This is a genomic window from Rhizobium sp. WYCCWR10014 (genome assembly GCF_001657485.1).
Classification (GTDB): Bacteria; Pseudomonadota; Alphaproteobacteria; order Rhizobiales; family Rhizobiaceae; genus Rhizobium.
On sequence record NZ_LXFU01000031.1, the window covers coordinates 68,305 to 91,707 of the forward strand.

Annotated in this window: 20 protein-coding genes; 10 read left to right on the forward strand and 10 right to left on the reverse strand. The window is 60.0% G+C overall.

Annotated features, from left to right (window positions below):
• Position 1: 1 nt before the first annotated feature.
• Positions 2–1,186 carry an HlyD family secretion protein gene (locus A6U98_RS12665; RefSeq protein WP_064650202.1) on the reverse strand — a complete coding sequence of 395 codons (1,185 nt, stop codon included), beginning with the start codon at positions 1,184–1,186 and terminating at the stop codon, positions 2–4.
• A 134-nt stretch (positions 1,187–1,320) separates the two neighbouring features.
• On the opposite strand from A6U98_RS12665, the gene A6U98_RS12670 reads away from it, so the two are divergent.
• Positions 1,321–1,968, forward strand: coding sequence for a TetR/AcrR family transcriptional regulator (locus A6U98_RS12670; protein ID WP_064650204.1), 648 nt, complete (start codon positions 1,321–1,323; stop codon positions 1,966–1,968).
• A gap of 80 nt (positions 1,969–2,048) precedes the next feature.
• Here A6U98_RS12670 and uxuA read toward each other — a convergent pair whose 3' ends face one another.
• Positions 2,049–3,236 (reverse strand): mannonate dehydratase, encoded by a 1,188-nt coding sequence (uxuA, locus tag A6U98_RS12675; RefSeq protein ID WP_064650206.1) that lies wholly within the window; start codon positions 3,234–3,236, stop codon positions 2,049–2,051.
• Positions 3,237–3,280: 44 nt separating this feature from the next.
• The gene (locus A6U98_RS12680; RefSeq protein ID WP_064650208.1) at positions 3,281–4,003 is read right to left on the reverse strand and encodes a GntR family transcriptional regulator; all 723 of its coding nucleotides are present in this window, start codon (positions 4,001–4,003) and stop codon (positions 3,281–3,283) included.
• A gap of 279 nt (positions 4,004–4,282) precedes the next feature.
• Here A6U98_RS12680 and A6U98_RS12685 point away from each other — a divergent pair, with 279 nt between their 5' ends.
• From A6U98_RS12685 to A6U98_RS12695, 3 genes are all read left to right on the forward strand, one after another.
• Positions 4,283–4,687 carry a DUF2934 domain-containing protein gene (locus A6U98_RS12685; protein ID WP_064650210.1) on the forward strand — a complete coding sequence of 135 codons (405 nt, stop codon included), beginning with the start codon at positions 4,283–4,285 and terminating at the stop codon, positions 4,685–4,687.
• Between the two features lie 56 nt (positions 4,688–4,743).
• Positions 4,744–4,995 carry a hypothetical protein gene (locus tag A6U98_RS12690; RefSeq protein WP_064650433.1) on the forward strand — a complete coding sequence of 84 codons (252 nt, stop codon included), beginning with the start codon at positions 4,744–4,746 and terminating at the stop codon, positions 4,993–4,995.
• 334 nt (positions 4,996–5,329) lie between these two features.
• Positions 5,330–6,604 (forward strand): O-antigen ligase family protein, encoded by a 1,275-nt coding sequence (locus A6U98_RS12695; RefSeq protein WP_064650212.1) that lies wholly within the window; start codon positions 5,330–5,332, stop codon positions 6,602–6,604.
• A gap of 30 nt (positions 6,605–6,634) precedes the next feature.
• On the opposite strand, the gene A6U98_RS12700 is transcribed toward A6U98_RS12695, so the two are convergent.
• The 6 genes from A6U98_RS12700 to A6U98_RS12725 all read right to left on the reverse strand — a co-directional run bounded on the left by A6U98_RS12700 (position 6,635) and on the right by A6U98_RS12725 (position 14,438).
• Positions 6,635–8,650 (reverse strand): nucleoside-diphosphate sugar epimerase/dehydratase, encoded by a 2,016-nt coding sequence (locus A6U98_RS12700; RefSeq protein WP_064650214.1) that lies wholly within the window; start codon positions 8,648–8,650, stop codon positions 6,635–6,637.
• Between the two features lie 123 nt (positions 8,651–8,773).
• On the reverse strand, positions 8,774–9,340 hold the full coding sequence (locus tag A6U98_RS12705) for a sugar transferase (protein WP_064650435.1): 567 nt from the start codon (positions 9,338–9,340) through the stop codon (positions 8,774–8,776).
• A gap of 286 nt (positions 9,341–9,626) precedes the next feature.
• A complete protein-coding gene (repC, locus tag A6U98_RS12710) occupies positions 9,627–10,919 on the reverse strand; it encodes a plasmid replication protein RepC (RefSeq protein ID WP_064650216.1) in 1,293 nt (430 codons plus the stop codon).
• Positions 10,920–11,068: 149 nt separating this feature from the next.
• Positions 11,069–12,121 (reverse strand): plasmid partitioning protein RepB, encoded by a 1,053-nt coding sequence (gene repB, locus A6U98_RS12715; RefSeq protein ID WP_064650218.1) that lies wholly within the window; start codon positions 12,119–12,121, stop codon positions 11,069–11,071.
• A 42-nt stretch (positions 12,122–12,163) separates the two neighbouring features.
• Positions 12,164–13,378: a plasmid partitioning protein RepA gene (gene repA / locus A6U98_RS12720; protein WP_020047615.1), complete on the reverse strand. Its 1,215-nt coding sequence runs from the start codon at positions 13,376–13,378 to the stop codon at positions 12,164–12,166.
• A gap of 601 nt (positions 13,379–13,979) precedes the next feature.
• The gene (locus A6U98_RS12725; protein WP_064650221.1) at positions 13,980–14,438 is read right to left on the reverse strand and encodes a helix-turn-helix transcriptional regulator; all 459 of its coding nucleotides are present in this window, start codon (positions 14,436–14,438) and stop codon (positions 13,980–13,982) included.
• A gap of 358 nt (positions 14,439–14,796) precedes the next feature.
• Here A6U98_RS12725 and A6U98_RS12730 point away from each other — a divergent pair, with 358 nt between their 5' ends.
• From A6U98_RS12730 to A6U98_RS12750, 5 genes are all read left to right on the forward strand, one after another.
• On the forward strand, positions 14,797–15,999 hold the full coding sequence (locus tag A6U98_RS12730; protein ID WP_064650223.1) for an MFS transporter: 1,203 nt from the start codon (positions 14,797–14,799) through the stop codon (positions 15,997–15,999).
• Between the two features lie 219 nt (positions 16,000–16,218).
• A complete protein-coding gene (gene msuE, locus A6U98_RS12735) occupies positions 16,219–16,779 on the forward strand; it encodes an FMN reductase (RefSeq protein ID WP_027687335.1) in 561 nt (186 codons plus the stop codon).
• 244 nt (positions 16,780–17,023) lie between these two features.
• Entirely contained in the window at positions 17,024–17,863 is an 840-nt protein-coding gene (locus A6U98_RS12740; RefSeq protein ID WP_064650225.1) for a MetQ/NlpA family lipoprotein, read from the forward strand.
• Between the two features lie 89 nt (positions 17,864–17,952).
• Complete coding sequence (locus tag A6U98_RS12745; protein ID WP_064650227.1) at positions 17,953–19,038, forward strand: methionine ABC transporter ATP-binding protein; 1,086 nt, start codon at positions 17,953–17,955, stop codon at positions 19,036–19,038.
• Positions 19,019–19,672 (forward strand): methionine ABC transporter permease, encoded by a 654-nt coding sequence (locus tag A6U98_RS12750; protein ID WP_064650229.1) that lies wholly within the window; start codon positions 19,019–19,021, stop codon positions 19,670–19,672. The genes A6U98_RS12745 and A6U98_RS12750 overlap by 20 nt, the downstream gene beginning before the upstream one ends.
• Before the next feature lies 1 nt (position 19,673).
• Here the strand turns inward: A6U98_RS12750 and A6U98_RS12755 are convergent, their stop codons facing one another.
• A complete protein-coding gene (locus A6U98_RS12755) occupies positions 19,674–21,032 on the reverse strand; it encodes an LLM class flavin-dependent oxidoreductase (RefSeq protein WP_064650436.1) in 1,359 nt (452 codons plus the stop codon).
• 232 nt (positions 21,033–21,264) lie between these two features.
• Here A6U98_RS12755 and scpA point away from each other — a divergent pair, with 232 nt between their 5' ends.
• Complete coding sequence (gene scpA, locus A6U98_RS12760; protein WP_064650231.1) at positions 21,265–23,403, forward strand: methylmalonyl-CoA mutase; 2,139 nt, start codon at positions 21,265–21,267, stop codon at positions 23,401–23,403.

A 23,403-nucleotide genomic window follows, 5' to 3' on the forward strand; every position in this document is an offset into this window, starting at 1 on the left:
CCTAGCTGCGGTCGTTCTTGGTATCGATGCTCGGCTGGACGGACATGCCGGGTCGCAGGTCGCCATTTGCGGCGGCGTCGCCGTCGAGCACGATCCTGACCGGAATACGCTGGACGACCTTGGTGAAGTTGCCGGTAGCGTTATCGGGCGGCAGCAGCGCGAATTCCTGGCCGCTTGCCGGCGCGAGGCTGTCGACATGGCCGTGATAGACGCGGCCCGGGAACATATCGACCTCAATATCGACAGGCTGGCCGGCCCGGACGTCGGTCAGCTGCGTTTCCTTGTAGTTGGCGATGACATAAGCAGCCGTCGTCGGCACGACCGACATCAGCTGGGTGCCGGCCTGGACATATTGACCGACGCGCAGCGTCCGGTTGCCGACGGTGCCGTCGACGGGGGCAGTGATCGTCGCATAGGAAAGGTTGAGCTCGGCCTGGTGCTGGACGGCCTGGCTGCGGGCAAGGGCCGCCTTCGCCTGGGCCAGCTCGGCATTCAGCAGGTCGACCTGCTTGACGGCGGCGTCGAGCGAGGCGGTGTCGCGGACGATCGAAGCCTGGGCGGCAGCGATCTGCGAGGCGGCCTGCTGCGCCGTCTGGACCGGGGCATAGCCGCTGGTGGCAAGGTTCGAATAGCGCTTGTTGTTCTGCTCGGCGAAGGTCTCGTTGGCGCGGTCGACATCGACGGTTGCGCGGGCGGCGGAAATCGTTGACTGCTGGATATCGAGCGAAGCCTGCTTGGCGTTGACGGTGGCCTCGGCTGCGGCGACGTCGGCCTTGGCCTGATCGAGGGCCGCCTTGAAGTCGCGATCGTCGATGCGGGCAAGCGGCTGTCCGGCCTTGACGGTCTCGTTGTCCATGACCAGCACCTCGGCGAGATAGCCTGATACCTTGGGGGCAATGGTGCTGCTGTCGGCCTTCACATAGGCGTCGTCGGTCGAGATATGGAAGCGGCCGACCGTCCAGTAATCATGGCCGTAATAGGTGCCTGCGGCGATCAGCACGAGGGCGGTAGCGCCGAGAAGCAGGGAGCGGCCACCGCGCCTGCGAGTGGGCGTTTCCTCGGCAACGGGGGCGGCAGCTTCCGCGATGCGCGGCGGCTGGCCGGCGTCCAGGCTTGCCGGTGCGGCTTCGGCGGTGTTTTCAACGGCAGTATTGTTGTTCAAGGCATGCAGCGTCTTGATTGTCATTGTCTTTCTCCTGATGACGGTCGCCGTCACTTGGGCTGCGGCCTCTGAATTCGAACGAATGCACTTTAGGAAACTTGATATTTTCCAAAATATGCATTAGAAGATAGATGTCAACGAGAATTTGGAAAATCAGCATGGTCCAAAATCACGAAATCGAGAAGAAGCCGCGAGGACGCCCGCAAGTCCGCTGCGACGAGGATACGAGAAGCGTGATCATCGAGGCGGCGAACAGGCAGTTCCACGAGAATGGCTATGCCGCGGCAAGCATCGCTGCGATCGCCCAGGAGGCCGGTGTTTCGACCAAGACGCTCTACCGGCTGTTTCCGACGAAAGGAGATCTCTTTTCAGAGATGATCACGGAGCGCACCGGGCGCTTTTTGATCGCGCTTGACCCCGGCACACTCGCCGTGGCCGATCTCAGGCAGGGGCTGGAGCGCATACTGACGGCCTATGGCATGCTGACGCTCTCGGTGGATACGATCACCTTGACCCGGCTCGTCATCAGCGAGTCTGATCGTTTCCCCGAGATCGCCAACGCCTTCTATGAAAAGGCGATCGTCAGAACCAATACGCTGATGGAGAACTGGCTGCACAAGCAGATCGATCGTGGACTGATTGCGCTTGATGATCCGCATGCGGCCTGCGGCATGCTGCGCGGCATGATGATCATGGAGCCGCAGCGTGCCGCGATGCTGCGCCAGGAGCCGCCGCCGAAAATCGAGACGATTGCGGCGCGCGCGAAGATGTGCGCCGATCTGTTCTTGAAAGGTTGCGCGCTCTGAAGCATCGCTCGGGCTTCAGAGCGCACTGATTTTCGCTAGAGCAATTCCAGCAAAAATGCGCGGCGGTTTTGCGTCCACCCTCAGTTTGGCGGCGCACCGAGCGCATGCAGGATGCCCCGCAATTCGGCAAGGCCGCGCATGCGGCCGATGGCCGGGTAGCCTGGCGTGACGACCTTGTCGAGGTCATCGAGCATGCGATGGCCATGGTCCGATCGGAACACGATGGTGTCCTCGGGACTGCGGCGGCGGTCTTCCGCAACCAGTTCGCTGAGAACCGCCACCATATCGACGTCGCCTTCCAGATGCGCGCTTTCATGGAACGTCCGACCGTCACCCTCGCGCGTCGTAGCGCGCAGATGGGCGAAGTGGATGCGCGAGGCGAAGCGCCGGGCGATCGCCGGCAGGTCGTTTTCGGCGCGCACGCCGAGGCTGCCGGTGCAATAACACATGCCGTTCGCCGCCGATGGCACCGCATCGAAGAGAGCGGCATAGTCGTCCGCCGTCGAGGCGATGCGCGGCAGGCCGAACAGCGAACGCGGCGGATCGTCGGGATGCAGCGTCAGCTTCACGCCACGGGCTTCGGCGGCCGGCGTCACCGCCTCCAGGAATTCGATCAGGTGCCGCCGCAGTCTTGCGGTATCGATACCGCTATAGGCGACGAGCTTGTCGCGGAAGGCCGGAATGGTCAGAGGCTCAGTGGTCGACCCCGGCAGAGCCGAGGTGATGATGCGCGTGATGTCGGCGATCTCGTCGTCCGTCATCGCTTCGAAGACGATGCGCGCCCGTTCGCGGTCTTCGCTAGAATAATGCTGCGCCGCATCCGGCCGCTCCAGGATGAAGAGATCGAAGGCTGCGAAACGCTCGTGGTCGAAACGCATGGCGGTGGCGCCGGTCGGCGTCACGAAATCGAGGTCGGTGCGGGTCCAGTCCACGACAGGCATGAAATTATAGCAGACGATCGGAATGCCGCAGGCGGCGACCGCTTCCAGGCTGGCGATCCACGCCTCGATTTCGGCCTTCGCCTCCCCGCCCTTGCGCTTGACGGCGTCGGGGATCGGGATGCTCTCGACGACTGACCAGACGAGCGGCGAGCGGTCGCCGGGCGTCGTCTCGATCAGAGCCTGGCGTTCGCGCACTTCTCTCTCCGTCCAGGCCCTGCCGATCGGTACCTGATGCAGCGAAGAGACGATGTTCGTCGCGCCCGTCTGGCGGACATCGTCCAGCGTCACCGGCGCTTCCGGTCCGAACCATCTCCAACCCTGTCGCATCCTTCTTCCTTCCCTCTCGCTTTTCGTTTCGTGTTGGCCTGCCGTCAGCAGAAATAATCGGGGTAGCGCGCGCGCAACTCGTCGACATCGGGAATGACGGCACTCAGATGATGGGTCATCGCGCTGCGCGCAACCGCCGCATCATGGGCGGCGAGCGCATCGCGGATGATCATGTGTTCCTGCACCACATTATCCATGCGCCCGAGCACCGGTAGCGTCAGGCGCCGTGCCCGGTCGATCTGCACCTTGACCGTTTTCAGGATTGCCCAGATGCCGGGATAACCCGATATCTGCGTAATCGCCTCATGGAAGGCCTCGTCCTCCTCATGGAAGCTCGAGGCATTGCCGGTCGCTGCATGCACCTGCTGGCGGGCAATGATGGCGTCGAGACGGGCGATATCAGCGGCCGTCGCGGTCAGAGCCGCAGCTTCGACGGTTGTGCCTTCGAGCGCCTTGCGCACGACGACCGCCTCAGGGATCGCCGAGACCGGCACCCGCGACACGACAGTGCCCGACTGCGGGTAGATATCGACCAGTCCGCCTTCGGAAAGCCTAAGCAGCGCCTCGCGTACCGGCGTGCGGCTGACGCCGAAATCATCGGCGATCCGCTTTTCCTGCAGCAGCATGCCGGGCGGCATCCGCAGCGACACGATGTCGGCATAGAGGCGATCGTAGATGGCGCCGGCCGTGGTGATACGGCGCAACCTGCCCCCGACCTCCCGCGACGTCGGGACGACCAAAACCTCTGTTTGTGATGCCTGCCGCATGACATACCGGGACGTTGAAACTTTGCGGCATACTAGTATATCAGTTTTGCCACCTCGCCAAGAGGCACCGCTGAAGGCTCTGGCGCATCGCGACTTGAGCATGTCGAGCTCGGCCGCAGGCTCGGGGCGGAATCGAAAACATGGAACGGATATTGCAGTGTAAAAGCGGGGTGAACGGCGGCAGAGGGCCTCGCGGAATCGGAAGCCCGATCTTTGCGCCGCACTCTTTGTTTGGAACTTAGATCGGCCGAGTTGGTTGAGATCCGCAAGGAGACACTCATGAAAAACCCAGCACGACGCAAGACAAGCGAAAGGAAAGCTGACGGCGGCCGGCCGGAAGCTCCACCCGCCGCGGACGATGGCGGACGGAAGATGGCTCGGCGAGCCGCAAACGAAATCGACAGGCCGAGCGGCGGCTTGCCAGTACCCAGCCGCGAGGAGGAGATCCGAAGAAGGGCTTATTCCCTGTGGGAGAACGAAGGGAGGCCGGAAGGCAAGCACGGGCATCACTGGACCGTGGCCGAACATGAACTCGATGCACAGCAGGGCGAAGCCGACAATCCTCCAAACCTCGCAGCACTGCGAGAGGCTTCGCGCCAACATACGGATGCATTTCTCGTCAAGACCGATCTCGAGGACGCCGACCAACGCGAAGCCTCCCCCGGCACACGCGAGCAGGATTGAACTTTCCGGCTCGCGCCAATCTCAGACCTCTTGCCAATTTCAGAAAGGTCCCCGACATGACCGACAAACAGAACTTGAACGCCGGATTCACCGGAACGCCCACCGAGCAGCCGGAGGGATTGACCAAGGTCGCGAAGTCGGCAGCCAATGAGATGAAGCGTGAGGCTTATGCCGTCGTCTCCGGCGTTAGAGAGCACCCACACACCGCAAGCGCACTGTTGCTCACCACCGGCATCGTCGCATTCGGGCTTGGCTATCTCCTTGGTCGATCATCGGCGGAAGGTTCGACACGCCCATATTGGCGATAGCAGCAGCCATTTTATATCAACGGGGCGCATGCATCGTTCTTCGACCAGCCGTGCCGATCCCGACGTTGCCGCCTTCTCTCCCGGCGGTACGCTCGTCGGCCGCTGGAGGAGCAAACCTTCAAATTGAGCCCGCACCTCAAACGTGTTTTCTGTTGAAGCCGGCCTTACCGTCGCACCCACTTGCCACCCATCATCGAACAGAACCACGTCTGACCCGACGCCTGTTGCTGGAATACCACGTCGAATAAAGCCACAGATTGCATCCCCATCACAGCTTGACAGCTGTGATCGCGATCCTTAGCGAGGCAGCATCGACACGGTCAGGACCGGCAAAGTGAATTATTTTAGACAACTCAAGATGGCAGTCCTTTGTCCGGGGGATGAGGCCGGAAGCGCACTCGACCGAAACAACCGCATTGCCGTCTTTCTCTTTGCAATCCTTCCAGGGCTTTCGCCGAACTTTAACTCCTTCATCCTCCTCGCGTCGATGGTGTGGGGCGTCTACTGTCTGGCGACGGGCCGCCTTGTCTTGAACCTATCGAAATCCGACCGGCTGGTTGCCATTTGCATGTCGATCTACCCGTTAGTGATGATCGCCAGCATTTTCATCAATCCCCCTTACTCGGAAGTATCTGACTGGATATTCCGGCTCCTGCCCTTCTTTTCCATCTGGCTGATATTGCCGCGGATGCGCCAATCTCCCGATGGCCGTCTTGTGCCGCTCTTTATCCTCGGCGCAGGCATTGGCATGATCGTCACCTTTCTTTTCAGTCTTTTGCAGATCATCTTTTTGATGGAGAGGGCAGAGGCTGGGACTTCGAACGCTGCACTCCTCGGCGTGATAGGTATTCTGTTCGGCGGCATTGCGCTTCTCAACATTCAATCTCCCAGAAGCGTGGAGCAAAGAATTGCGATATTGGGATATGCCGCGGGTCTAGGTTGCGTTCTGCTTTCCGGAACGCGCTCGGCCTGGCTGGTCATTCCCATCCATATCATCATCTTTCTCTGGTATTTTCGTAAACACAGCTTCCATCTGAGTTTGCGCAGCCTGGTTATTACCAGCTCCTTGCTGTTGGCGGGACTTATCACCCTGGGCAGCGGCCAGATCCTCCATCGAATCCAGGCGCTTCAGGAAAATCTGACATCGCTCGAACGCACCGACGGCGAGATCACGTCGCTGAGTGCCCGGTTCGCCTTGTACAAAGGCGCACTATCAGCAATCAGTAAGGACCCGTTGACTGGTTATGGCCCGCAGAACCGGATGGCTTCGGTTTTGGCAGAGCTGCCCGATAACATAAGGCCACAGCTGCCTTACTCGCATGTCCACAACGGCTTTCTGACGGCAGGTATCGACGCCGGCGTTTTCGGCATTGCAGCGCTTTCGCTGCTGCTGCTGACGCCCGTGATAGGCGCGTTGAGAAAAGAAGCGGGGCCGGGCCGGGATTTAGCGATTGCGCTCGCTCTTCTGCTCGTCAGCAGTTACGTCATCACGGGCAGCTTTGGCATTATGTTCAATCAGAAAGCTTTGGATCCGATTTTCGCCTACATGGTCGCCCTTATTTGTGCGGACCGCGGCAGCACGGGCTTTGCGCCGGTCGTTCGGAGCTGACGTCTGGCCTCCCATGAGCCTGCAACCCCCTTACAGCGTGCTTTGAATTGTCTGGGGCACCCTAACTGGCTCGGCACCAGTGAAAGCCAGATCCGAGACCTCACCCGTTGACGAATAGCCGGAAACAAGCTCCGCCAATGTCGCACGTGCAGCGATCATATCGTTCCGGTCCAATACCGCGTTGAGCGCGTTGAGCCTTCGCGACAGCTCGGGCCATGACAGGAAATCCTCGCGCGCCTTCATAATCCGAGGATGTTCGGTTGTTTCCGGATTATCCCCGATCAACAGCTCTTCAAAGAGCTTCTCGCCGGGCCGAAGACCGGTAACGGACAGCTCGATATCGCCTTCGGGATTGTCTTCGTCGCGAACGGCCAGCCCGGAAAGCTCTACCATCTTGCGGGCGAGATCGGCGATGCGAACCGGCTCACCCATGTCGAGCAGGAAAACATCTCCGCCCTCGGCCATCGCGCCGGCCTGTATGACGAGTTGGGAAGCCTCCGAAATGGTCATGAAATAGCGGGTTATATCAGGATGTGTCAGCGTCACCGGGCCGCCGTCCTTGATCTGCTGCCGGAAAAGCGGCACGACGGATCCGGAGGAGCCGAGGACGTTTCCGAAACGGACCATGGAGAAATTCGTTCGGGTTCTGTCGATAGCCGATTCCGCCGCAAGCGCCTGCAGAACCATCTCCGCCAGCCTCTTGCTGGCGCCCATCACATTTGTTGGACGCACGGCCTTGTCTGTGCTGATCAGCACGAAATTCGAGACGCCGCATTTATTCGCCGCGCGTGCCGCGACCAGCGTACCCATCACATTGTTCTTGATGCCTTCCACGGCATTATGTTCGACAAGGGGCACATGCTTGTAAGCGGCTGCATGATAGAGCGTCTGAGGTCGCCAGCTCTGCATGACATGTTCCATGCGATCCTGATCGCGGACGGAACAGAGAATCGGGACGATCTGCATATTTTCATGCTTGTACAGTTCGGCCAGCTTCTGCAATTCAGCATGGATATTATAAAGCGCAAACTCGTTCTGATCGATGAGGATCAGGCTTGAGGGCCCGGTGCGCAGAATCTGACGGCATAACTCGCCGCCGATCGAGCCGCCGGCACCGGTGACCATCACCACCTTGTTGCGCATCGACTTGTCGAGTAGGTCCTGGCGCGGCGCGACCGCTTCTCTCCCCAGCAGATCTTCGATCTCCAGCTCTCGGATGTCGGAGACGGCAATGCGTCCCTGAGCCAGGGCAGTGAGATCCGGCAACGTGCGAACATTGACCCTGGCTTTACGGATGTGCTCCAGGATTTCGTTGCGACGCTGCCGCGATGCGGAGGGAAGAGCAAGAAGCACGTTGTGCACGCCGAGAGATTCGGCAAGCACCGGAAGATCCGAGGGGTCGTAGATCGGCAAACCACCCATGACGCCGCCCTTGAGACGCGGATCATCATCCAGATAGCCGACGACATTGAGTTCGGCACTGTTGATCAAGGCACCGGCCAGTTGCCGCCCGGCCGTCCCTGCCCCATAGATCAGCACCTTGGCGAGCATATTCTTGTGAAGGATGCGCTGGTAGGCATCCCCGAGCCAGTAGCGGATACTCAACCTCGACAGCCCAATCGCAATCAACAGAAGGAAGGGCTGGAGGATGCCGACGGTTCTTGGAACACCGGGGACGCTGAGGGCTGTAAATATCGTCATGAAGGCGACGCCGTAGATCGCAATCGCCTTCAGAACAGTAATGAAAGCAGCCATATTGGCATAACGGAAGATCGCCCGATACATGCCCATGACGATGAAGATGGGAAGGGCCATGCACAGTGAAACGAAGACCGGCAGCCACTGCACACCTGTCAGCACCGTCCATTCGTTTAGGCGGAAACAATAGGCCAGCCAGATCGTCAGAACACAAAAGCTGGAATCCAGCAGCAAGGCCAGAGCGCGTTTGGCAACCCGCGGCATCGCCAGCAGAGGGGCGACGAGCGCTTGCATCGGCATTAAGAACCATCCTGAGCGCGGCGTCTCAGTGGGAGAATTTTCGGGCATCGCTTACCAGCGTCTCGCAGATCAATAGACAACCACCTTCTTGTCGCTTTCTGCAACGAGCGCAACTGAAATAATCGGAAATCACGGTCTTCCGCACCGACTTATCTATCAGAAGTAGGTAGCTTAATGCCTTATTCCCTTACGGCGGATGACCTTCCCGGCCGTCATAAACAGGATGCTTATGTCGAAGCCGAACGAGCGGCGTTCGAGATATTCGACATCGAATTTTACCTTCTCCGGAATCGGCAATTCGTCCCGGCCATTGATCTGCGCCCATCCCGTCAGTCCGGGCAGGAGCTTGTCGACACCATGGGCCGTCCGCAACTCTATCAGATCATATTGATTGTAGAGTGCCGGCCGCGGGCCGACGAAACTCATCTTCCCCTCGAGAATGCACCAGAGCTGCGGCAGTTCGTCGAGGCTGGACTTGCGCAGAAACGAACCGATCGGTGTCAGAAAGCGATCCGGATCTTCGAGCAGATGCGTGGCAACCGTCGGTGTGTCGACGCGCATGCTGCGAAATTTCGGCATCAGGAAGATCTGATTGAAACGGCCGACACGTTTTGACCAATAGAGGATCGGTCCCGGCGAGGTAAGGCGAACACAGAGAGCGACGGCAAGGATTGGAACGAGCAGGATCGCCGCCGCAATCAAAGCCAAGAAAAAATCCACCGCCCGTTTCAAACCCATGCTCCGCAGTTCCGCCTTACTGGCGGTCTTTTCGCCATTTGCACCATCGCCCTGCCGTATCGTCAAAAAACGTTTCGCGTCAACTACGAGGACGTGGTGTTCTCCATCGACCGACATAGTCGCCCACCCTCTTGCAGGTGCCGCATCACCTCGCAGGTTTTCGTCAGGTTCCCTAACCCACTGATCCAAAAGCAACAAGACACCAGTCAGAAGTTATCTCGACCTTTATTTCCGTTACATTCCGTTAACCATAACAACTCACGTCAGCCAGACCACGACGCGAATTTCATCCCGTCTTCGCTCTCATCGGCGAATTGCTGCGGGCAAGGGCCATCAACATCGGTCCGATGGCGAATTCCCCTTTCTCGGCGCGTCGTGTCAGGTCGCGCAGGTAACCGCCAGCGGAGTTGATGTGCCCTGCCCTTTCGAGAACGCAGGCCATGACGGTGGCCGCATTTTCAGGTCCCATGATTTCGCAGGCCTGCTCATAGGCCGATGGGCTGACGCCCAGCATCGAACGAACGACCACAGCCGCGGCCATCAGCTCGCGCCATGTGCCGACCGAGCCCTGCGGTCCATAGGCTGCGATTTCCGGGCAGGCCTGCAGCACCAGCCCCAGCGGGAAGGATTTGAGCGCGGCGTTGGCAGCGGGGGCAGAACTTGTGGCCGGCACACGCCCGTTCTTCTCTTCATCTTTCTGGATTCGGACTGTCGGTTCGGCCCGCCCCCCCAATCGGTCGTCCGCCGTTGCGCCCTGCTTCTTTTCTGAAGCTGGTTCAAGTTCAGTAATGGATTGTGGGTTTGAATTCTGTATGTGCCGCTCATAATGTTGGGCATTGCCGCTATGATTCTGAGTTTTAACCTGCATTTCCAACTGATTGGTGATTTCTTCGCGCAGCATCTCCAATTCGTCGAGTGCAGCTGCGACCTGTTCGGCGGAAGGCGACCGCGGCAGCCGCTCGACGACATCGCGAAAATGCAGGTGAATCCCGCTCCAGTCGCCGGCGGCGCCCTCCTCCAATGCCATCTCGATGAGCTTGGCGACATCGCGTCGGCAAAGCGTCAGGCGTTCTCTCAGCCGCTGCAGGTGCAACCGTTCCGCAACCACCTCCGCCGCCAGCCGCCCGATCTCCTCAGCGCGCACCAGCAGCGGCGCCAGTGAAAAACCGAATGCCTCGCGGATCTCCCCACCCTGCTCCTTGCGGGCGTAGCGCTTGCCGTTCGGGCTATCCTTGCGGATCAGCAGCCCGGCCTCGATCAGGGTCGCCAGGTGGCGACGGATCGTCTGCTCCGCCATTCCATGTGCACGCAGCGAGAGCTGTGCATTGGAAGGGAACACCACGAGCCCGTTTTCCTCAGAGAGCTCCCCCTTGGGATAAAAGCTCAGCAAGGCGTTCAGGATAGCGAGCGCCCGGTCGGTGATGCCGAGCAGCGGCTTGGCCTCGCACAGAGCACGATAGAGTCTCCACTTGTCGATAGATTGGCCGGGCTCGATTTTTCGAGCAGCCGCCTGGCTTGCTAACATGCCAAGCGTCATTGGCCGCCGCCCAAAGGGCGTCGTCACATTTCCGCTTTCCATTTTCTTCGCCTTCTTCAAGGCAAAAGATCACGGCTCACCAAATTCGGTGCCAAAGACTCTTGACTATGATTCGCGGAAATGTGATTCTCTGGGTGTCTAGATCAGAGAGGGCTTCCGCGACGGCAACGTTCGGGGGCCTTTTCTTTTGCTTATTGATCTCCGTTCTTCGTCAAATCCTGTGTCTTCTCGAACGCCTCGTAGAGACGATCCAGATTGCTGGCGATGTAGGCTCCAAAGGCAGACGCCTTCTCCGCCTTCAGCGCGATGGTGAACTGTTTCCCGTCATCCTTGATCTTCGCCTTGATCGCACCGTCCTTGCGCTGCCAGGCTTGAGCGGCGGGCTGAAGCGCCGCTATGGATGAGGCCTGTTGTTGCCTCCTGCTGATGAAGGCGACCAGCATATCGAATCGGGCATCCGGCTCAGCCGTTTCGAATTCCGCCGATCTGGTGAACTCGATCGTTCGTGGGCCAATGTTTTCGGTCTCGAATTTCACGGACAGATCGTGCCACCGATCACGGCCGGTGGTCTTGGCTGCACCGATCGCGGTCAGGACTTCGGCTGGGATCCGCTTGGTGACGGACAGCATCTTGGATACCGTCGTCTTGTCGGCGCTGAGCGCGGACATGATCGTTTCCCTGTCGAAGCCCAACGTGTCGAGCTTGTCGGCAAACATCGTCCTCTCGATGAAAGAGAGATCGGCGCGTGCCGAATTCTCCTGGCCCTGCGCAATGACATGGTCGCGATCGTCGAGTTTCTTGACCACGGCGCGGACAGGTCGGCCGAGTTCCTTGGCGGCCCGGGCGCGACGGTGGCCGAAGGCGATCTGATATCGGCCGTCCTTCTCAGGATGTGGACGGACGAGGATCGGTGAATCCTGGCCACGCAACCGGATCGCCTCGACCAGCTCGCGAAACTGTTCGTCGGTATGCGCCAGCCGGTCAGTCACGAAGGAATCTTCGATCAGGGAAGGGTCGAGATCAATCACCGTCTCACCGGTCGCCAGCTTTTCCTCGATCGCTTTGGCGGCATCGGCCTTGGCAGCCAGCGCATCGATACTGCGCGTCACGGCACCGAGAGCGCCGATCCCCTTATAGGTGATCTGCTGCTTCTCGTCTCTGTGGAGCGGTTCGTCCTCATTGTTTACCGCAGTAAACTTCTTGGAATCGTCCATCAGACCCGAAAGGAGATTCTTACGCGCCATCAGCCAGCCTCTCGTCCCAGTTTACCGCAGTAAACTTCTCGGTCATTTCCGCCCCCAAGCCTTGTGGATGAGATCGGCGATCTCGGTGTTGACGGCATCCATCGCCTCCATGGCGCGGTCATAGGTCGCGCGGGTAAACTGGTTCCGCTCGACTTCGTAAAGCGTCTGATTGGTCATCGCCGCATCGGAGATCGCGACGCTGCGCAACATCGGATTGGTGAGCACATGGTTCTTGAACATCGAACGCATAAAGGCGACCATTTGCGTCTGCGGCCCGTCCTGCGGATCGTAGCGGGTGACGAGATATCGCAACCAGTCGAGGTTCATGTTGCCGCCGGCGCCTTTCAGTGTGTTCAACACCTCGCCGAGCATCTGCAGGAATTGGCACATCGACATGACGTCGAGCATCTGAGGATGAACGGTGATCAGAACTGCCGTCGCGCCGCAAATGGCGCTCATGGTCAAAAAGCCGAGCTGGGGAGGGCAGTCAATGATGACCACGTCGTAATCGTCGGCGACTGAGGACAGCGCCTCGTCCAGCCGCGCGAAGAAGACGCGTCCATAGTCACCTGCCTTGCCCTGAGCAAGGACGCGCGGCGTATCGTGCTCGAATTCCATCAGTTCGAGATTGCCCGGCACCAGATGAAGGTTCGGGAAATTTGTCGGACGGATGATCTCTCTCAGCGGACGCCGCTGATCGTCATAACGAATGGCGGCGTAGAGCGTCTCATTCTCGTTGACGTCGAACTCCGGCTGAAAACCGTGGATGGCGGAGAGAGAGGCCTGCGGATCGAGGTCGACGGCAAGGACGCGGTGACCCGTCAGGGCAAGATGCTGGGCAAGGTGTGCTGCACTCGTCGTCTTGCCGCTGCCACCTTTGAAGTTGACGACGGCAACGACCTGCAGATGTTCGTTGCCGCGGCGATGACGCATATAATGCGTTCCAGCGCGGGCATTGTGCTCCAGGAAGCTGCGCATCTCTTCCATTTGCTCTGCCGTATAGGAGCGACGGCCCGACGGCGTAACCTGGGGAAGGGCGCCTTTGCCTTCCAGCGACAGGTTGCGAAGATAGCCGCTGGTGACGCCGAGGAAACGCGCCGCCTCGGCAAGCTGGAATTCCCTCAGACCCTTCAATGCACGCGGCGGAAACATCTCGAGCCGATGCTGCTTCAGCTTGTCGGACAGTTCCTGCGCCTGACCAATAATCAGCTGATCGACATCAGAAATTGCTTTTTCTATCTGCGGTGCCATATTCATGGAAATCTCGAAAATGCGATTTAAAAGCCCCAGGCGCTGTGAAACCGCATTTAGCGCCGATTCTGGAGGGGTGGCAAGGCAAATAGGGTTAACAAGACCCTACCGCGAGGTTGTCCAATCTTTTTCAAAGGCTTGAACATGCCGCCCGGTGCCGCTGTCCGGCGTGGCAATCGCGCATTCACTGGCCGAATCGCAAGAGCAAGACTGCACAACCAGCACCATAGCCGATTGGATACGTCGGAATCGAGATATCGAGCGTGCCCAGCTTTTTGAACTACGTCCGTGACAGCAACGTACTTGGACAGTCAGTGGCCGTTCAGCGCCGCGTGGCGGCGACCGTCCTGATTGCTTGCGCGGGGAGGGAGACGCCGCTTCCGTCGAGGTCCTGCAGCAGAGCTGCCGAGCGCAAGATCCAGGCGATAGGCGGAGAATTCAGCGCCCAGCTCGGCACCGTCCGTCGGATAGCGATTCAGCAAATGCCAATCGCAAGCAGACCCTTTCGAGAAATGCCAACTGATTGTCCGGTCGGCTCGCCAGGCGCAACGCCCCAAAATGACTCGCGCCTGAGCTTCAAGCGGATATTGCCTGCCGATATGCCTGGCTATTCCCCGCGCGGCAGGGTGATATCCGCTACCGAGGCCCCCGATGTCGTACCGCGACTTTCCGCCTGCGCCATCGCCTTCACCAGCGCGATGACGGTCTCGCGGATATTGCTATCAGCGATCTTTAGAAAGGCGCGATTGAGCACCAATCCCTCTTTCGTTCGGAGGAATTCGACGACCGGATCGGTATTCGCGGACAGATCCAGCCCTTGCAGCGTCAACGGCTCGGAACTCTCCTGTTCGAAGAAGAAGCTAGGCGACGTGTGTAGCACCTCGGCGATCCGCTGCAGCCGGCTCGCGCCGATGCGGTTGATGCCCTTCTCGTATTTTTGAACCTGCTGAAAGGTCACGCCGATCTGCTCGGCAAGCCGTTCCTGGCTCATCCCGAGCAACTGCCGGCGCATTCTGATGCGCGCTCCGACATAGCTGTCTATTGCATTCGCTGTCTTGACATTCATCGCGTGTTTTCAGCCTCGATCGCATTTTCAATCGGCGCAGCTGTAGTGCCCCCCGCCACGGTTTTCCATGGTTGTTTTTATATAGCATAGTGGATATGGAGACGATCGCGAGTGACTGTGATATGAAAGCCCCGTCCAAAAAGACGTGAAATCACGCAGAAATCACTCAGCGGGAGCGGAAATCGAACAAAAGCCGTACCAATACGGCTAAAACTGGGCTGTAATTGCGTCCCGGCTTACGCTAAATGCAGGTCAGCGACCGTCGCACGAGAGTCTTCCCAGCCCCGATCGCCCGAAAATCCATCGAACAAAAGCGACGTCGCACGGCACCGGCCGTGCCTGTGCAGGAGAAGTATTGATGGCAACCGTCGCCGAAAGCGCGCCCCGTTTCGAAAAAACAACGATGTCTATCCTCATGGCGGTCAGCTTCTGCCACATGCTGAACGACATCATGCAGTCGCTGCTCGCCTCGCTCTATCCGCTGTTCAAGGCGAACTATGATCTCGACTTCGTGCAGATCGGTCTCCTCACCATGACGTTCCAGGTCACCGCTTCGCTGCTGCAGCCGCTGGTCGGCATCGTCACCGACCGCTGGCCGATGCCCTATTCGCTGCCGGTCGGCATGGCGAGCACCTTTTGCGGCCTCATTCTACTCGGCAATGCCGGCAGTTTCACCCTGCTGCTGGTTGCAGCAAGCCTGATCGGCTTCGGCTCGGCGGTCTTCCACCCGGAATCATCGCGCGTTGCCCGTCTTGCCTCCGGCGGTCGCCACGGTTTCGCGCAATCCTTCTTCCAGGTTGGCGGGAATGCCGGCCAGGCGATCGGTCCGCTGCTTGCCGCCTTCATCGTGCTGCCGCTCGGCCAGCACAGCGTCTCCTGGTTCGCCGCCATCGCCATGGTCGGCATGGTCGTGCTGAGTTGGGTCGGCAACTGGTACATCAGCCACAGGCGCCAGAATGCCAGTAAGCCGGCAATAAGCCGAACCCTGCCGCTGCCACAGAACCGGGTCATCTGGGCGCTGCTGATTCTCGTGCTGCTGACGGCAACGAAGAATGTCTACATGGCCAGCGTGTCGAGCTACTTCACCTTCTATGTCATCGACAAGTTTGCCCTCAGCGTGCAGCAGGCACAGCTGATGCTCTTTCTGTTCCTCGGCTCGGTGGCCGTCGGCACGTTCCTCGGCGGGCCGATCGGTGACCGCTTCGGCGCGCGTTTCGTCATCTGGTTCTCGATCCTCGGCGTCATTCCCTTTGCGCTCTTGCTTCCCTATGCGAACCTTTTCTGGACGGGTGTGCTCAGCGTCGTCATCGGCCTGATCTTCGCTTCGGCATTCTCTGCAATCGTCGTCTTCGCACAGGAACTGGTGCCTGGGCGCGTCGGGCTGATTGCCGGCGTCTTCTTCGGCTTCGCATTCGGGGCAGGGGGGCTTGGTGCAGCACTGCTCGGGAGTTTCGCCGATACCCATGGCATCGATTTCGTCTACCGCATCTGCTCCTACCTGCCGCTGCTCGGTCTCCTGACGGTTTTCCTGCCGCGTATTCCGAAGCAGAAACCAGTCTGAAGCGGCATCGCTTACGGACAATCGATCGGGCCGGAATGTCACCGACACTCCGGCTCGATGCATCATGCAGTTTTGCACGTCGCGATCGCTCATAGGCCCGAACGTATTTTTCTCCCCATGTGGAGAAGAGGGATCGCCATTCCTTTAATCCACTATTTTTATAGATAATATTCATCCAACAACGACGTCGGTCTCGGCACGATATTGGAAGGAAATGGCATGTCTGCTCATAAATTGGTCGGCCTTGCGGGTAGCTTCAACCGCCCCTCGAAAACCTTTGCGCTTGTCGAAAACGTTGCTGGTCTCGCCGGCGAGCAATACGGCTTCGACAACACCATCTACGACCTGACCGACGTCGGCCCCTCGCTTGGCCAGGCGCTGCGCCGTGACGATCTCGACAGTCGCGCCAGGGAAGTCATTGACGACATCGTCAGCGCCGACGTGCTGGTCATCGGAGCGCCGACTTACAAGGGTAGCTATCCCGGCCTCTTCAAGCATCTGATCGACCTGATCGACCCGCATGAGCTGCGCGCCAAGCCGATCATCATCACTGCGACCGGCGGCGGCGACCGGCATGCGCTGATGGTCGAGCACCAGCTTCGCCCGCTCTTCGGTTTCTTCATGTCACACACGCTGCCGACCGCCGTTTACGCGTCCGACCGCGACTTCACCGATTACCGTGTGTCGTCCGATCCGCTTTCCAAGCGGATCGGGGAGGTCATCGGCGAGCTCGCAGCCTTCTTTCCCAGCCGGAATCAGGCACTTATCGCTGCCGAGTGAAGAGCGTCGGCATAGGCTTGAAACGGCGCCACGGAGGCGCCGTTTTCATTTTTGGACCATGCTCACGAGCCGCAATTAATCCACAAATTTGATGGAAATTTATCCTGCCGATATCGATGGCAGGGCAAGAGTTTTTCCGGCCCTCCCTCCACATCAGACATTCGTGCTTCGCTCGCGATCCGCCCATTTGCCATGATCAGCCTGCTCGGGGCGTTCGGCCTCATTCAGTCAGACGGGATATAAAATGACCAAGAACAAAAATCTTCACGGCTTCAATTTTTCGCGCCGCGCGGCTCTTGCCGCCATCGCCGTTTCCACGGCCGCAGTCTTTTCCTTTGCAGCACCCACTCCTTCCCATGCCGAGGACAAGTCGATCAAGGTCGGCATCATGTCCGGCGAGGATGAGGATGTGTGGCGTGTCGTCACGAGCGAGGCGGGCAAGAAGGGTCTCAAGATCGAGACCGTCATCTTCAACGACTACACTCAGCCGAATGAAGCGCTGGAGCGCGGCGAAATCGATGCCAACGCTTTCCAGCACCAGCCCTATCTCGACAACCAGATCCAGCAGCACGGCTATCACATCGTTCGCGTCGGTTATACCGGGGTCTGGCCGATCGGCCTTTACACGAAGAAATACAAGTCCGTCGCAGAGATTCCGGAAGGTGCCGTCATTGGCGTGCCGAACGATCCCTCGAACGAAGGCCGTGCGCTGCGCGTTCTCCAGAACGAAGGCCTGATCAAACTGAAGGACGGTACCGGTATTCTCGCGACTGTCGCCGACGTCACCGACAATCCGAAGAAGATCGAGATCAAGGAACTCGACGCGGGCATCGTCGGCCGTTCGATCGACGATCTGGATGCCGGTATCGTCAACACCGACTGGGCGTTGAAAAGCGGTCTTTCGCCGGCCGAACGCATTGCCCAGGAGCCGATCGCCGACAATCCATACCGCAACTTCATCGCCGTCAAGGACGACAACAAGGATGCCGAATGGGTCAAGACGCTTGTTTCTTCTTATCAGAACGACACCGTGAAGGCCGAGTTCGAAAAGGTCTATAAGGGAACGGGTCTCAGCGCCTATTGATCCGAGGCAGGGCTGGGGTTAAGGCCTGCCGAGAGGCGGTCCGGGCGTTCTTTGCCCGGGCCGCCTTCAGTATTTGTAAGGAAAAACACATGAATTCCTTTGTTTCCACCACGGCGATCGAGGCAGAGCCGCAAGCGGCGACCGAAGAGGTGGTGAGGCTGACCGACGTGAAGCGGCGGTTCGGAGCCACTGCGGCCCTCGACGGTGTTTCGCTAACGGTGAAGAGAGGCGAGATCCTCGGCATCATCGGTCGCAGCGGCGCCGGCAAATCGACACTGATCCGCTGCCTGAACGGCCTTGAGCGCGCCGATAGCGGCGAGATCCTCATTGAAGGCCGAGATATCACCGGCCTTTCAGAACAGGACCTGCAGCCGCTGCGCCGCCGCATCGGCATGATCTTTCAGCACTTCAATCTGCTTTCTGCCAAAACCGTCGAAGAAAACGTCGCGCTGCCGCTGAAGATCGAGGGTCTTGCAAAGAGCGAGCGCCTGAAACGGGCGCATGAGCTGCTCGATCTCGTCGGCCTTGCAGACAAGGCGAAGGCTTATCCCGCATCGCTGTCCGGCGGCCAGAAACAACGCGTCGGCATCGCCCGGGCGCTGGCCGCACGCCCGGCACTGCTGTTGTCCGACGAGGCGACATCGGCGCTCGATCCGGAAACGACCCGGTCGATCCTGGCATTGCTGAAGGACATCAACCGTAAGCTCGGACTGACCATTCTGCTCATCACCCACGAGATGGAAGTGGTGCGCGGCATTGCCGATCGTGTGGCGGTCATCGATGCCGGGCGGATCGTCGAGGAAGGGCAGGTCTGGTCGGTCTTCGCCAATCCGCAGGCTGAAATCACCGGGAGCCTGCTCGGCGGCATCCGCCCGCAGCTTCCTCAGCATATCGCCGGCCGGCTGTCGGCAACGGCGGGCAGCGAAGCGATCCTCAGCGTCGATCTCGCCGGGCCACAGGCGCAGGGCGCGCTGTTTGCTGAACTCTCGGCAGCATTGCCGCATTCCTTCCGCCTCGTCCATGGTGGCATCGACCACATCCAGAACCAGCCGGTGGCCAGGTTCTTCATCGCCGTTCCCGCGCGTGACCCCGCGCTTGCCGGAAAGGTCGAACAATTTCTGATGGCCCGGTCCGCCCGGGTGGAGGTGCTTGGTTATGACACCGATCATGCTTGAACTGCTTTTTCGCTCCCTTTGGGAGACGATCCTGATGACCGTCGCCTCGGGAGTGATTTCGCTCGTTGCCGGCCTGCCGCTCGGCCTTGCACTGGTCGCGACGGCGCGCGGCGGTATCGCCGAAAACCTCTGGATCAACCGCGTGCTCGGCGCAGGCATCAACGGTTTCCGCTCGGTGCCCTTCATCATCCTGCTGGTGGCGCTGATTCCGCTGACGCGGCTGATCGTCGGCACAGCGCTCGGCACCTGGGCGGCCATCGTGCCGCTCGCCATCGCCGCAACGCCCTATTACGCCCGCATCGCCGAAGTATCGCTGCGCGAGGTCGACCGCGGGCTGATCGATGCCGTGCGCGCCATGGGCGGCAATCGCTGGACCATCATCCGCGAGGTGCTGGTGCCTGAAGCGTTGCCAGGCATCGTCGCCGGTTTCACCGTCACGCTGGTGACGCTGATCGGCGCCTCGGCCATGGCGGGCGCGATCGGCGCCGGCGGCCTCGGCGATCTCGCCATCCGCTATGGCTATCAGCGTTTCGAAACCAGCGTGATGATCGCGGTGGTGGCCGTCCTCATCGTGCTCGTCTGCGGCATCCAGTGGCTTGGCGACCTGCTGGTTGCCAGGCTGGACCACCGATAAATCAGCGCCGGTACTGGGCGGCGGGATGAGCGGCGGGTAACCTGCCGTTCCCGCCGCCGAAAAGCTTCTGCCGCAAGGGTCCTGCAGCATAGTCCGCCTTGAAGACGCCGCGCTCCTGCAGCACCGGCACGACCAGGTCGACGAAATCGCGCAGGCTTTCCGGCGCCACTGTCCGCGCCAGATTGAAGCCGTCGATGCCACCCTCTTCGATCCATGTCGCGAGATGATCGGCGATCTGCTCCGGCGAGCCCACCATTGGCTTCATCCGGCTGCCGAGTACCATCTGGTCGATGATGTCACGCAGCGTCACCGGCTTCGCTGCCTGTTTCGTGATGGCCGCAAGTGCGGATTGATTGGCGTTGGTCGAGTTCCGGTCGATGACGTCGTCCAATCCATACTTCGAAAAGTCGATACCGACGGAGGCGGAGTAATGCGCAAGCGAGGCCTCGACGCTCGCATGGCGGCGATAGTCCTCGAGCTTCTCCTGCGCTTCCTTCTCCGTGCGGCCGACGACAACAGTGATCAGGCTCAGGATCTTCAATGCGTCGGCGCCGCGGCCGAATTCCTCCGCCTTCACCCGCAGCGCATCGACGGTCGGCCTGGTCGCCTTGGGATGAGGCCCGGCGATGAAGACGCATTCGGCGTGGCGGGCGGCAAAGTCCTGCCCGCGTGCAGAGGCGCCGGCCTGAAAGAGCAGGGGCGTGCGCTGCGGCGAGGGTTCTGAGAGATGGATGCCCTCCATCCGGTAATATTTGCCGTCGTGACTGATAGTGCGCACTTTGGACGGATCGGCATAGGTGCCGCCCGCCTTGTCGCGCAGCACCGCATCGTCGTCCCAGCTCCCTTCCCAGAGCTTGTAGAGTATTTCGAGATATTCCTCGGCTGCGTCGTAACGCGCATCATGTTCCGGCAGTTTGTCGAAACCCATGCTGCGGGCCGCACTGTCGAGATAGCCGGTGACGATGTTCCAACCGATCCGTCCCTTGGTCAGGTGGTCGAGCGTCGACATGCGCCGCGCCAGCAGGAAGGGTGGCTCGTAGGTGGTGTTGACGGTGACGCCGAAACCCAGATGTTTGGTGACATAGGCCATCGCCGAAATCGGAATCAGCGGATCATTGACCGGGATCTGCGCGCCCGTCTCGATCACCGGCGCCGGACTACCCTTGTAGACATCATAGACACCGACGATATCGGCCAGGAAGATGCCGTCCAGCTTGCCACGTTCGGCAGTCTTGGCAAACTCGGTCCAGTAGTCGAGATCGGTATAATGTGCTGAGCAATCGCGCGGATGCGTCCACAGTCCGTGGTTGATGTGCCCGACGCAGTTCATGTCAAAGGCATAGATCTGCATGGTCTTCATGAGGCGGGTCCCAAAGCCGGCAATAGAAATCAAGGATTTGCCGCATTAATTATCCTAGAGCATGATGCCGAAAAGTGTGAGCGGTTTTAGCACGACATCATGCTCTAACTATATAATATGGAACAGGATTCAGATTTTAGGCCGGCTCGGCCTAAATCATCCTGTTCGGGCTCTATCGCACGAGGAGCCGGTAAAATGGTAGGGTGGGGATGAAAAAAGCCGGAGGAACCGCATGACGAAGAAGACGCTGTCGGATTGGGCGGAGCTTGCGCAAAAGGAACTGCGCAGCTCGCCTGAAACGCTGACCTGGCAGACGCCGGAAGGCATTGCCGTCAAGCCGCTCTATACGGCTGAGGATCTCGACGGCGCCGGGCACCTTGGTTCGCTTCCCGGTTTTGCCCCCTTCACCCGCGGCCCGCGGGCGACGATGTATGCCGGCCGGCCTTGGACGATCCGCCAATATGCCGGCTTCTCGACGGCAGAGGAATCGAACGCCTTTTATCGCCGCAATCTGGCCGCCGGCCAGAAGGGCCTGTCGGTCGCCTTCGATCTTGCCACCCACCGCGGCTATGACAGCGATCATCCGCGCGTCGAGGGTGATGTCGGCAAGGCGGGTGTGGCGATCGACAGCGTCGAGGACATGAAGATCCTGTTCGACGGCATTCCGCTCGGCGAAATGTCGGTGTCGATGACCATGAACGGTGCCGTCATCCCGATCCTTGCCTCTTTCATCGTGGCCGGCGAGGAGCAGGGTGTTTCGCGGGCCGAACTTTCTGGCACCATCCAGAACGACATCCTCAAGGAGTTCATGGTCCGCAACACCTATATTTACCCGCCCGAACCATCGATGCGGATCGTTGCCGATATCATCGACTATACCGCCCGCGAGATGCCGAAGTTCAACTCCATCTCGATCTCCGGCTACCACATGCAGGAAGCCGGCGCGACGCTGGTGCAGGAACTGGCCTTCACGCTGGCCGACGGCCGCGAATATGTCCGCGCCGCCATCGCTAAAGGCCTGAGCGTCGATGAGTTCGCTGGCCGCCTGTCCTTCTTCTTCGCCATCGGCATGAACTTCTTCATGGAAGCGGCCAAGCTGCGCGCCGCCCGCCTGCTCTGGACGCGGATCATGGAAGGGTTTCATCCGGAGAAACAGTCCTCGCTGATGCTGCGCACCCATTGCCAGACCTCCGGCGTCTCGCTGCAGGAACAGGACCCTTACAACAACATCATACGCACCGCCTTCGAGGCGATGTCAGCCGTGCTGGGCGGCACGCAGTCGCTGCACACCAATTCCTTCGACGAGGCGATCGCGCTGCCGACCGAATTCTCCTCGCGCATTGCCCGCAATACGCAGTTGATCCTGAGCCATGAAACCGGCGTGACAAAAGTGGTCGATCCCCTGGCGGGCTCCTACTATGTCGAAAGCCTGACGGCCGAGCTTGCCGACAAGGCCTGGGCCTTGATGGAGGAGGTCGAGGCACTGGGCGGCATGACCAAGGCCGTGGCCGATGGCCTGCCGAAACGGCTGATCGAGGAAGCGGCCGCACGCCGGCAGGCGGCGGTCGACAAGGGCGAAGAGGTCATCGTTGGCGTCAACCGCTACCGGCTCGACAACGAGCAGCCGATCGACATTCTGGAGATCGACAACAGCGCGGTGCGCAAAGCGCAGATTAGACGTATCGAAGAAACCAAGCGGCGGCGCGATGGCGGAGCCGTGCGCGAGACGCTGGCCGCCCTGGCGGAGATCGCACAGAGCGGCAAGGGCAACCTGCTGGAAGCCGCGATCGCAGCGGCGCGAGCCCGCGCCACGGTCGGCGAAATATCGGACGCCATGCGTGCTGCCTTCGGCGATCATGCCGCCACCCCTGTGGTGATCAAGGGCGTCTATGGCGAGGCGTATGAAAACGAGCCGGAACTCGCCGTGCTCAAGACTCGCATGACGGAGGTGACGGAAGCCATGGGGCACCGGCCGAAGATCATGGTCGCCAAGCTCGGTCAGGACGGACACGACCGAGGCGCCAAGGTGATCGCCTCGGCCTTCGGCGACATCGGCTTCGATGTGCTCGCCGGTCCCCTCTTCCAGACACCGGAGGAAGCTGCCGGCGTCGCGCTCAGCGAAAAGGTCAACGTCGTCGGCGTCTCGTCATTGGCGGCCGGTCACAGGACGCTGCTACCACAGCTGATCGACAGGCTGAGGGAACAGGGCGGTGGTGATATCATCGTCGTCTGCGGCGGTGTGATCCCGCGTCAGGACTATGAATTCCTGCACGAACACGGCGTCGCAGCCGTGTTTGGCCCGGGGACAAACGTTCTCGAAGCGGCCAACTCCGTCCTCGATCTGCTGCAGGGCAGGCGACGGAATCAGTAA